Raw genomic sequence first — 11,762 nt, 5'->3', positions numbered from 1 at the left:
TGTTTTGGTGACAGTGCTGCGGATTACTCGGCGGCCGGTGCGCTCTCGGCCTTTTGCTTGGCCTCGAGGTCTTCGCCGGTTTCCTGATCGACCACCTTCATCGACAGGCGGACCTTGCCGCGATCGTCGAGGCCGAGCAGCTTGACCTTGACCTTGTCGCCTTCCTTGACGACGTCGGAGGTCTTCTGCACGCGGCTGGCGGCGAGCTGGCTGATGTGAACCAGACCGTCCTTCGGTCCGAAGAAGTTCACGAACGCGCCGAACTCCATCACCTTGACCACGGTGCCGTCGTAGATCTGGCCGACTTCCGGATCGGAGGTGATCGACTTGATCCACTTGATGGCCGCGCGGATCGATTCGCCGTTGGCCGACGCCACCTTCACGGTGCCGTCGTCTTCGATGTTGACCTTGGCGCCGGTCTTTTCGACGATCTCGCGGATCACCTTGCCGCCGGTGCCGATCACGTCGCGGATCTTGTCGGTCGGAATCTGCAGGACCTCGATGCGCGGCGCATGTTCGCCGAGCTCAGCGCGGGCGGCAGTGAGCGCCTTCGACATTTCGCCGAGGATGTGGATGCGGCCGTCCTTTGCCTGGGCGAGCGCCTGCTTCATGATCCCTTCGGTGATACCGGCGATCTTGATGTCCATCTGCAGCGAGGTGATGCCGGCTTCGGTGCCCGCCACCTTGAAGTCCATGTCGCCGAGATGATCCTCGTCGCCGAGAATGTCCGACAGCACGGCGAAACGGTCGCCTTCAAGAATGAGTCCCATCGCGATGCCCGCGGTCGGCCGCTTCAAGGGAACGCCGGCATCCATCAGTGCGAGCGAAGCACCGCAGACCGACGCCATCGACGACGAGCCGTTGGATTCGGTGATCTCCGACACCACGCGGAGGGTGTAGGGGAATTCGTGATGCGCGGGCAGCACGGGATGGATCGCGCGCCAGGCGAGCTTACCGTGGCCGATCTCGCGCCGCTTGGTGCCGCCCATACGGCCGGTTTCACCGACCGAGTAGGGAGGGAAGTTGTAATGCAGCAGGAAGCGCTCTTTGTAGGTACCCGACAGTGAGTCGATGTACTGCTCGTCCTCGCCGGTGCCGAGCGTGGTCACGACCAGCGCCTGGGTTTCACCGCGGGTGAACAGCGCCGAGCCATGCGCGCGCGGCAGCACGCCGACTTCGGCGACGATCGGGCGAACGGTGCTTTTGTCACGGCCGTCGATGCGCTTGCCGGTGTCAAGGATGTTGTTGCGAACGACGTTCGCTTCCAGCTCCTTGAACACGCCGGCGACGCGCAGCTTGTCGAAGCGCGGCTCCTGCCCTTCGGGGAAGAAGTGGTCCATGACCTTCTTCTTCACTTCGCCGACAGCGGCGTAGCGATCCTGCTTGACAGCGATGGCGTAGGCGGCACGCAGCTCGGTTTCACCGACGCCGCGCATTTCCTTGTCGATCGCTGAATTGTCCTCGGTCTTGACTTCGCGCGGCTCCTTGGCGGCCTTCTCGGCGAGCTGGATGATCGCGTTGACGACCGGCTGGAAGTGGCGATGACCGAACATCACCGCGCCAAGCATGATGTCTTCGTTCAGTTCCTTGGCTTCCGACTCAACCATCAGCACGGCGTCGGCGGTGCCGGCGACGACGAGGTCGAGCTGAGTATCAGCCATCTCGTCGAGAGTCGGGTTGAGGATATATTCGTTGTTGGCGAAGCCGACGCGGGCCGCACCGATCGGGCCCATGAACGGCGCGCCGGACAGCGTCAGCGCCGCTGACGAAGCGACCAGCGCCAGAATGTCGGGATCGTTTTCCATGTCATGCGACAGCACGGTGACGATGACCTGGGTTTCGTTGCGCCAGCCATCGGCGAACAGCGGACGGATCGGACGGTCGATCAGGCGGGAAACCAGGGTTTCCTTTTCGGTCGGGCGGCCTTCGCGCTTGAAGTAGCCGCCGGGGATGCGGCCGGCCGCGTAGGTCTTTTCCTGATAGTCGACGGTGAGCGGCAGGAAGTCGATGCCGTCCTTCGCGGACTTTGCGGCAACGACGGTGGCGAGAACGATGGTCTCGCCGTAGGTCGCCATCACGGCGCCGTCGGCCTGACGCGCGATCTTGCCGGTTTCAAGCTTGAGGGGACGTCCGCCCCAGTCGATCTCGACTGAATGTGAATTGAACATTGAATATGTCTTTCATGGGTTCGCGGAAGCATGAAAGCCATGAACACAAAAACCATGCGCAAGATTGCGGGGCGCTGTTCGCGTTGCGAGGTCAGCGCCCGGCGATCCTGCCATGGTCTTCATGCTGTGAATGGCTTCCATCCTTCCGATGGTGCGGGCCATCTTGCTATCTCGGCCCGCGCGACGGGCACCTTGCCCGTCATCGCCCAGCCGCCGGATTGCTGCTGGACGCAACTCTGATCCAGACCGGGCTCGATAAGCCTGTGGCTCGATCAGTGACTTGAGCATGAACCTGTCACGCTCCGGTGCGGACTTTCCGGTCCGCAGATGCTGAATGCGCGACCCCGTCGGGATCATGCAAAAACGCGCGCATGATGCGCGCGTCATCGTCCGTCAGCGGCGGATGTTGTGCTTCTCGAGAAGCGCCTTGTAACGCGCCTCGTCCTTCTTCTTGACGTAGTCGAGAAGGGAACGGCGCGTGGAGACGAGCTTCAAAAGGCCGCGGCGCGAATGGTTGTCCTTGCCGTGGGTCTTGAAATGCTCGGTGAGGTTGGCGATGCGTTCCGAAAGGATCGCGACCTGAACTTCCGGCGAACCCGTGTCGCCGGCCTTCTTTGCATTCGTCTTTATGACTTCCGCTTTACGTTCTGCGGTAATCGACATCGTCAAACACCTTCTTTGCGGCCGGAACTGGCAACCAGTCCGGTCAGGTTGAACACACGCTTGGGGATGAGTTCGCCATTGCCTAGTTCGGCGAGGGCCAGAAGCCGCCCGCCGACGGTGACATAGACTGTGCCGCTTGAATTGGGCGCATCCCGTCCGCGCAACAAAACCGCTTGGCCCCTGTGGAGCCTTGCGGCATCAGCCCGTGTGACGGCCAGTGCCGGGATGTCGTCCAGCGCGGTCTCAACGGGCAAAAGCGCGTCGGCGAGGCTGCCCTCGCCAGACGCGGCTCTATCGCATAAAGCCTCCAGTTGTTCCAGCGGAATCATGTCCGCTTCGTCGAACGGGCCGCACAAGGTGCGCCTCAGCTCGCAGATATGGCCGTAGCAGCCGAGAATCCGGCCCATGTCCCGGGCGATCGCCCGGACATAGGTTCCCTTGCCGCACTCGGCTTCGAATACCGTTTTGTTTCTATCCGATTGATCTGTAATGGTTAATTCGTGGATCTCGACCGGCCGGGGCTGTAATGCGACGGTTTCGCCATCGCGCGCGAGGTCGTAGGCCCGCTCGCCCTGGATCTTGATGGCCGAATATTGCGGCGGCGTCTGCTCGATGGTGCCGGTGAACTGCGGCAGCAGTGCCTGAATCGCTTCGATGGTCGGGCGGTCCGCGCTGGTCTGGGTGACGCGACCCTCGGTGTCGTCGGTGTCGCGTTCCTCGCCCCAGCACACCGTGAAGCGGTAGCGCTTGCGGCCGTCCATGACATACGGAACTGTCTTTGTCGCCTCGCCGAGCGCGATCGGCAGACCGCCGGAGGCCAGCGGATCGAGGGTGCCGGCGTGGCCCGCGCGTCTTGCATTGAACAGGCGCTTCAGCACGGCGACGGCCTGGGTCGAGGTCATGCCGACCGGCTTGTCGAGAACGACCCAGCCGTGGACGTCGCGACGGTCGCGCTTCTGCTGACCTTGCGGCCGCTTTCCATGCTGACGCGGCCGGTCATCGTGCGGTCGTCCGGCGTGAGGATTGCCGCGCGAATCGGCGTCCGCCGGCGCGGAAAAATTATTTTCCGAAAGCTCGTTATTGTCGCCGACGCGCGCGCCGATCGTGGTGGGAGGTGCGTTGCCGGTCATCAATTATCGTCCGAATCCGTCTTGAGGTCGCGTTGAACCGCAGGTGTTCTCAGTAATTTCTCGATACGTTCCGCTTCGTCGAATCGCTCATCGGTGCGGAAACGGATGTCAGGTGCAAATTTCAGGTTAACGCGATGTGCGATCTCGCCGCGCAGGTACTTCTTGTTGCGGTCGAGCGCTGCGATCACATTGTCGATGTCGCGGCCGCCGAGCGGCATCACGTAGATCGTTGCGAGCTTGAGATCGGGCGACATCCGCACTTCGGGCACGGTGATGATCTGACCTTCGAGCGCCTCGTCATGCACGTTGCCTTGCGACAGGATTTCCGCGACGGCGTGGCGCACCAGTTCGCCGACGCGCAACTGGCGCTGCGAACCGCCCGATGTGCCGCCGCGAGGGTCGCTATCCTTTTTACCAGTTGCCATTGTGGTCCTTGCCGAAAATTCAAATCGTCATGCCCGCGCTTGTCGCGGGCATGGACGTCTTTCTGGATATTGCTGGCAAGACGTGGATGGCCGGAACTTCAATCGCGAGGACGCACTTCGCGCTTTAGTTCGGCCATGACGTCTTTAGCTTCTGTCGAGACTCAGAGCACCTGCAAGACTTGGACTTACAGAGAGCGCTGAATGGTCTCCACGCGATAACACTCGATAACGTCGCCGACCCGCATGTCCTGGTAGGACTCGAAGGCCATGCCGCATTCCTGTCCGGACTGCACTTCCTTCACTTCATCCTTGAAGCGTTTCAGCGTCGAGAGCTTACCTTCATGCACGACGACGTTGTCGCGGATCAGGCGCACATTGGCGCCGCGTTCCACGGTGCCGTCGGTGACGCGGCAACCAGCGATCTTGCCGACCTTCGAGATGTTGAACACCTCGAGGATCTGCGCGTTGCCGAGCATGGTTTCGCGCAGCGTCGGCGCGAGCAGGCCGGACATCGCCTTTTTCACATCATCCACCAGATCGTAGATGATGTTGTAGTAGCGGATCTCGATGCCGTCTCTCTTCGCCAGAGCCGTCGCTTCCTTGTTGGCGCGAACGCTAAAGCCGATGATCGCGGCGTTGAAGCCTTCCGCCAAGGTAACGTCGGATTCGCTGATCCCGCCGACGCCGGCATGGAGAATGCGCGCCGCGACTTCATCGGTACCGAGCTTCTCCAGCGATCCGAGAATGGCTTCGAGCGAACCCTGGACGTCGGCCTTGATGACCAGCGGGAAGTCCTTGCGGCCCGTGGTCTTGAGCTGCGACATCATTTGTTCGAGCGAACCGCGCATGCCGGACAACGAGGCCGCTGATTTCTCTCGCTTTTGATGCGCACGATAGCTGGTGACTTCACGCGCCCGCGCTTCATTCTCGACCACGGCGAGACGGTCGCCGGCTTCCGGCGGACCGTTGAAGCCGAGCACCTCCACGGGCACCGAGGGTCCCGCCTCGGTGATGGTCTGGCCCTGATCGTTGATCAATGCACGAACGCGGCCCATCTCGGCGCCCGCGACAATGATGTCGCCGACGCGCAGCGTGCCGCGCTGAACCAGTACGGTTGCCACCGGGCCGCGGCCGCGATCGAGTTTGGCTTCGATCACGGTGCCTTCCGCCGGACGATCCGGGTTGGTTTTCAGTTCGAGAATTTCGGACTGCAGCGCGATCATCTCGAGCAGCTTGTCGAGATTGGTCTTGTTCTTAGCGGAGACTTCGACATCGACCACGTCGCCGCCGAAGGATTCGACCTGAACGTCGTGTTGCAGCAGTTCGGTGCGCACGCGCTCGGGCTTGGCGTCCGGCTTGTCGATCTTGTTGATCGCCACGATCATCGGCACCTTCGCCGCCTTGGCGTGATTGATCGCCTCGATGGTCTGCGGCATGACGCCGTCATCAGCTGCGACCACGAGGATCACAAGGTCGGTGACCTTGGCGCCACGGGCACGCATCGCGGTGAACGCGGCGTGGCCGGGCGTATCGATGAAGGTGATTTTCTTGCCGCTTTCGGGCGAGGTGACCTGATACGCGCCGATATGCTGTGTGATGCCGCCGGCTTCACCGCTCACCACATTGGCGTGACGCAGCGCGTCGAGCAGCGAGGTCTTGCCGTGGTCGACGTGACCCATCACGGTCACCACCGGTGAACGCGGGGTGGTGTCGGTCGAATCGTTGATCGCGTCGAACAGGCCTTCTTCCACGTCTGACGCGGCGACGCGCTTGACGGTGTGGCCCATTTCCTCGGCAATCAGCTGCGCGGTATCGGCGTCGATCACATCGGTGATCTTCACCAACTGGCCCTGCTTCATCAGCAGTTTGACAAGATCGACCGAGCGCTCGGCCATGCGGTTGGCGAGTTCCTGAATTGTGATCGCTTCCGGAATGATGACTTCGCGGACGAGCTTTTCTTTCGGCTCGTTCGATTGATGGCCTCTGGCGAGACGCTGGGTGCGACGGCGGAACGAAGCGATCGAGCGCTCGCGCACATCGTCGGCGTTCAGCGCCGTGGAGAGGGTCAGGCGGCCGCGCTGCTTGGCCGGGCCGGGCTTGGCGGTCGGTTTGGGCGCAACGACGGGGCGGGCTGCACCGCCGGGGCCACGGCGAATCTGACGCGGACCTTCGTCCTCGTCTGAGCCATCGGCCGGAACCGCGGCACGCGCTGCCGGAGCAGTCGCGGCTGGACGCGCGGTGGTCGTGGTCGCCGGAGCTGCAGTCTTGGTTTCTGCCTCGCCAAAGCGCTTCTTGGCTTCGCGCTCGGCCTTGGCCTTGGCTTCTTCTTCCTGGCGGTGGCGCTCTTCCTCGGCCTTCTTGCGGGCTTCGGCGGCTTCGCGCTCCTGCTGTTCCTTGTATTCCTTGGTGTTGCGGCGGGCTGCTTCTTCCTCGGCGAGGCGGCGCTCCTCGATCTCACGCGCGCGTGCATCGGCAAGCGCATTGGCGCGTGCGCTCTGTTCGTCTTGCGTCAAGGTGCGCAGGACAACGCCGGAGGTGCGCGCTGCGGGTTTTGCCGGAGCAGCAGGCGGTGCCGACGGCGCAGGCTTGGCCGGAGCGGCCGGCTTGGCGGTCACAGGCGCTTCCGCTGCAGGCGCGGGATCGCCGGCCAGCCGCCGCTTGGTTTTCTTTTCGACCACCACCGATTTGGTGCGGCCGTGGCTGAAACTCTGGCGCACGACGCCGGTCTCTGTGCGCGGTTTCAGCGACAGAGTTTTGGAACCGACGCTCAGCGTCTTGTCACCAGGGTTTTTCGTATCGGCCATTCAACAGTCCTAATCTCGTTCGTGTGCTTGAAAGCCAAGCGCCAGTTTTAAGCGTGAATATCAAGCGTCGGTCGTGCGCCCGTTCTTCGCGCCGTTCCCGTTCCCGGCAGGTTGCCGGAAGCGGTCGAGCGTTTGACAACGGGCTAAGAAGGTTTTGCTTGCCGGGCCCGCGAGCAGGGCAGCATGTACCACATTTGACCGCCCTAGGGCCAAATCCAATTCGTCCGTCGTTAATGCCCTGACGACTGGCAAATTCACCGTTTTTTCCGGATTTTCCCGGCTCAAAGCGGCCAATTTGGCATCCAGCTTGCGGATTCCGTCGTTCGCGCCGTCCGACGCATGGATCAGGGCCACCGCCTCGCCAGCCTCAAGGGCGGCTTCCGTTTTCGCATAGCCGCTGACCACCTGGCGAGCCTTACCCGCCATCGCCAGCGCCTCGGCCACGCCGCGCACCAGCATTGTCTCGGTATCGGCGGCAAGCGCCGGTGACACTTGAACCGGCTTCTTGAAACTTCTGGCGAAAACGCCGCGCCGGACGGCCTCGTCGACGGTCGCCCGCGACAATGACACCCACAGGCCCCGGCCGGGCAGCTTGCGCTTCAGATCGGCGATTACCTCGCCGGACGGCGAGAGAACAAAGCGGATCAGCTCGTCGATCGGCTGGACCTGCCGGGTGACCGCGCACATGCGTTCGGTCCCGGATTTTGTCCGGGGACCGTCGTCCATCTCTGTGAGATCGGCGATTGCAAGCATGCGCGGGTCATGTCCCTTAAGCCGGATTTTCTTCGGCGGCCTCGGCCTCCTCGGCCGGTTTCGCCAGATCGGCTTCTGAAATCCAGCCTGCGACGACGCGCGCCTGCATGATGATGGCTTCGGCGTCTTCGCGCGACACTTCCGTGGCGTCGAGGATACCGGCGTGCTTGACGGCCTCGCCATCCTTGCGTTCCACCCAGCCGACGAGATCGTCGGTGGCGCAGCCCGCGAGATCCTCGACGGTCTTGATGTCGTTCTCGCCGAACTTGACCAGCATCTTCGAGGTGACGCCCGGCACTGTCTTCAACGCATCGTCCACGCCGAGTTCCTTTCGCTTGGACTCGAGTTCGGCCTCGAGTTGTTCGAGATATTCGCGGGCGCGGCTTTGCAACTCGCTGGCGGTCTCTTCGTCGAAGCCCTCGATGCTCGAGAGTTCGCGCGGATCGACCAATGCCAGTTCCTCGACCGAGGAGAAACCTTCGGACGCGAGCAACTGGCCCACGACCTCGTCGACATTGAGCGCTTCCATGAACACCCGGGTCGAATTCTCGAAGTCAGCCTGACGGCGCTCGGATTCTTCCTGCTCGGTGAGAATGTCGATGTCCCAGCCGGTCAACTGCGAGGCAAGACGAACGTTCTGCCCGCGACGGCCGATCGCAAGGGATAATTGGGTATCCGGAACGACGACTTCAATGCGTTCGCGGTCCTCGTCGATGACCACTTTCGCGACTTCCGCCGGCGCCAGCGCGTTGACGACGAAGGTGGCGATGTCCTGCGACCACGGAATGATGTCGATCTTCTCGCCCTGCAACTCGTTGACCACGGCCTGCACGCGCGAGCCGCGCATACCGACGCAGGCACCGACCGGATCGACCGAGGAATCGCGGGAAATCACGCCGATCTTCGCGCGCGAGCCCGGATCGCGGGCCACCGCCTTGATTTCAACGATGCCGTCATAGATTTCCGGCACTTCCTGCGCGAACAGCTTCGCCATGAACTGCGGATGGGTGCGCGACAGAAAGATCTGCGGGCCGCGGGTTTCGCGGCGGACGTCGAAGATATAGGCGCGGACACGGTCGCCGTTGCGGAACACTTCGCGCGGAAGCATTTCGTCGCGGCGCACGATCGCTTCACCACGACCGAGGTCGACGATGACGCTGCCGTATTCGACGCGCTTGACGATGCCATTGACGATCTCGCCGATGCGGTCCTTGAATTCCTGATACTGGCGGTCACGCTCGGCTTCGCGGACCTTCTGCACGATCACCTGCTTGGCTGACTGCGCGGCGATGCGGCCGTATTCCAGCGGCGGCAGGGTGTCGGCGATGGTGTCGCCGACCTGGGCGCCCGGATTGGCGCGGCGTGCATCGGCGAGCGAAATCTGGTTCGACGGATTTTCGACCTGCTCGACCACCAGCATGTGGCGCGACAGCCGCAACTCGCCCTTCTTGGCGTCGATCTCGGCGTGCACGTCGGTCTCCGAGCCGTAGCGAGCGCGGGCGGCCTTGGCGATCGCGTCTTCCATGGCCGCGATCACGATCGACCGGTCGATCGACTTCTCGCGTGCGACGGCGTCGGCGATCTGCAGCAGTTCAAGCTTGTTGGCGCTGACAGCGGCCATGGCTCAGTCTCCTTCGTGGTGGTCCGTTGTGCCTGCGCGCTTCTTCTTGTCAGCGGCGAGGCGATGTTCCTTGGTGTTCTTCGGTGCGGCTTTCGGCTTCGGCTTGTGGCTTTTCGAAAGGTCGCGTTGTTCGCGGGCTTTCTTGGCGTGCGCCGGCGGCTCGGGCACGATTCCTGAGCTTTCCAGGATCTCCCGTTCCGCGTCGCGGCCGCGGCGCATCGATTCCGCGATCAGCTCGTCGGTCAGAACCAGCCGCGCGTCTGAAATATCTTCCATGGTCAATAACACATCGCGGTCCTGACCTTCGCGCACATCATCGCGAATGAGCCGGATGCCGGCACCCTCGACGCCCTGCAGGATGCCGCGAAACCGCTTGCGGCCGTCATGCGGCACGGCCATGTCGATTTTCACCAGATGGCCGGTATAGCGCTCGAAATCGGAACGGCGCACCAGCGGCCGGTCGATGCCGGGAGACGAAATTTCGAGGCGATAGGCGCGCTGGATCGGGTCAGCGACATCCATCACCGGGGACAGCGCCTTCGAGATCGCCTCGCAATCCTCAATCAGCATGGTTCCATCAGGCCGTTCCGCCATGATCTGGACGGTGCAGCCGGCCTCGCCGGAGACGCGGATGCGGACCAGCCGATAGCCCATTCCCTCAAGCACCGGTCCCGCCACGGCCGCGACGCGCGCACCCATGCCCGGCTCGACCACCAGACGTGGTTCGGCAATCAGGTCAGCGCCGTGAGAAGCGGTGGTTGGGTCGGTCATGTCCGGTCGGTGTGGTCGCAGGTGCTCTGTTGTCGGATATCGTTGGCTGTCTGTCGGGGTTCCCGATGAACCCCACGGTCTGGAAGCGGTCCGGGTTTTGGGACGGCATTTGGCCCGTCCGGCCACCAAGTAATAAAAAAGAGCGGGTCCCGGCGGGGCCCACTCTCCTACGCGATCCGTATGAGAATTTATAACTGACGCGAATATAGCGGTTTTCCAGCACCCCGGCAAGGGCCGAGAGAGCGCCGGAACCGCTGGACGCGTCCGGCAGCTAACCCTTCCTTCACACCGGCTGCCTAAATTCGTGCCAGGTTTCCCGGGCCCGACTTCATGGCAGCAGCCTCTTCTCTATTTCCCGAACTCGACGACATCGTCAGAAATGGCAGCCCAGAAGCCCGAGCGGCGGCCATCGCCCGGATTTCGGACCTGTTTCTGCGCGGTGCCGCGCACTTCGAAGCGCAGCATGTCGCGATCTTCGACGATGTTCTCACCGGACTCATCTCCACGTCCGAACGCGAAGCGCGCGCTGCTCTCGCCGGACGCTTGTCCGAGCTCGGCAATGCGCCTCCGGGGTTGATGCGCCATCTCGCCCGCGAGGATGAGATCAAGATCGCCGGACCGGTCCTCAGCCGCTCGCCGCAAATCGACGATGCGACGCTGGTCGAGGTCGCGCGCATGAAAGGCCAGGCACATCTGGCAGCCATATCGACGCGGGCAACGTTGCCGACGGTTGTGACCGACGTCATCGTTCGCCGCGGCGATCGCGATATTGTGCGCGCGGTGGCGCAAAACTCCGGTGCCAGATTTTCCGCCAGCGGCTATTCCGGATTGATCAAGCGTGCGGCCGACGACGGGATTCTGGCGCTGACGGTTGGGCAGCGCGACGACATCTCGCCGTCGTCGCTCAAGGATCTGCTGACGAACTCGGTTGACATCGTGCGCCGCCGCTTGCGGGAGGCCGCGAAGCCGGACCGCAAGGTTGCGATCAGCAAGGCGATGGTCGAAATTTCGGGCGCGCCGAAAGCGCAACTTGCCCAGCGCGATTTCGCACCGGCGCAACGTGAGATCCTGGCGCTGCACCATGCCGGTGGATTGGACGAGGCGGCGCTGCTGCGTTTTTCGCGCGAGCACAGATACGAGCATGCGGTCGCGGCCCTGTCGGTGATGTCGGGTGTACGGATTTCAAGTGTCGATCAGCTGGTGCTGGGCGATCGCTACGATCCGATTCTCATCCTCGGCAAATCGATCGGCCTCGAATGGGCGACGGTGCGTACCCTGATCGTGCTGCGGCTCGGTCCCGGCAAGACGCCATCGGCGCCGGACATCGAAGAGGCGCGGGTGAATTTCGAGCGCCTGTCGCCGACCACCGCTGTGCGGGTTCTGGCTTTCTGGCGTGCGCGGGAAGCCGCCAAGTCTGTCTGATCTGC

At 62.9% G+C, this 11,762-nt stretch carries 9 protein-coding genes; 1 reads left to right on the top strand and 8 read right to left on the bottom strand.

Features of this window, described 5'->3' with window-relative positions:
• Positions 1-23: 23 nt before the first annotated feature.
• The 8 genes from pnp to rimP all read right to left on the bottom strand — a co-directional run bounded on the left by pnp (position 24) and on the right by rimP (position 10,335).
• A complete protein-coding gene (gene pnp, locus ASC80_RS18315; protein ID WP_056300233.1) occupies positions 24-2,168 on the bottom strand; it encodes a polyribonucleotide nucleotidyltransferase in 2,145 nt (714 codons plus the stop codon).
• Positions 2,169-2,561: 393 nt separating this feature from the next.
• Positions 2,562-2,831, bottom strand: coding sequence for a 30S ribosomal protein S15 (gene rpsO / locus ASC80_RS18310; protein ID WP_002717660.1), 270 nt, complete (start codon positions 2,829-2,831; stop codon positions 2,562-2,564).
• Between the two features lie 2 nt (positions 2,832-2,833).
• Positions 2,834-3,961: a tRNA pseudouridine(55) synthase TruB gene (truB, locus tag ASC80_RS18305; RefSeq protein WP_056300231.1), complete on the bottom strand. Its 1,128-nt coding sequence runs from the start codon at positions 3,959-3,961 to the stop codon at positions 2,834-2,836.
• Positions 3,961-4,386 carry a 30S ribosome-binding factor RbfA gene (gene rbfA / locus ASC80_RS18300; RefSeq protein ID WP_056300228.1) on the bottom strand — a complete coding sequence of 142 codons (426 nt, stop codon included), beginning with the start codon at positions 4,384-4,386 and terminating at the stop codon, positions 3,961-3,963. Before rbfA ends, truB begins: the two co-directional genes overlap by 1 nt.
• 185 nt (positions 4,387-4,571) lie before the next feature.
• The gene (gene infB / locus ASC80_RS18295; protein ID WP_056300226.1) at positions 4,572-7,190 is read right to left on the bottom strand and encodes a translation initiation factor IF-2; all 2,619 of its coding nucleotides are present in this window, start codon (positions 7,188-7,190) and stop codon (positions 4,572-4,574) included.
• Positions 7,191-7,250: 60 nt separating this feature from the next.
• Positions 7,251-7,943 carry an RNA-binding protein gene (locus tag ASC80_RS18290; RefSeq protein WP_056300223.1) on the bottom strand — a complete coding sequence of 231 codons (693 nt, stop codon included), beginning with the start codon at positions 7,941-7,943 and terminating at the stop codon, positions 7,251-7,253.
• A 16-nt stretch (positions 7,944-7,959) separates the two neighbouring features.
• A complete protein-coding gene (gene nusA / locus ASC80_RS18285; protein WP_056300221.1) occupies positions 7,960-9,564 on the bottom strand; it encodes a transcription termination factor NusA in 1,605 nt (534 codons plus the stop codon).
• Positions 9,565-9,567: 3 nt separating this feature from the next.
• Positions 9,568-10,335 (bottom strand): ribosome maturation factor RimP, encoded by a 768-nt coding sequence (rimP, locus tag ASC80_RS18280; protein WP_056300218.1) that lies wholly within the window; start codon positions 10,333-10,335, stop codon positions 9,568-9,570.
• Between the two features lie 330 nt (positions 10,336-10,665).
• On the opposite strand from rimP, the gene ASC80_RS18275 reads away from it, so the two are divergent.
• Positions 10,666-11,757 (top strand): DUF2336 domain-containing protein, encoded by a 1,092-nt coding sequence (locus tag ASC80_RS18275; protein WP_056300215.1) that lies wholly within the window; start codon positions 10,666-10,668, stop codon positions 11,755-11,757.
• Positions 11,758-11,762 lie beyond the last annotated feature (5 nt).

This window comes from Afipia sp. Root123D2 (assembly GCF_001425835.1).
Classification (GTDB): Bacteria; Pseudomonadota; Alphaproteobacteria; order Rhizobiales; family Xanthobacteraceae; genus Afipia.
This window is presented reverse-complemented; position numbering and strand designations above follow the sequence as displayed.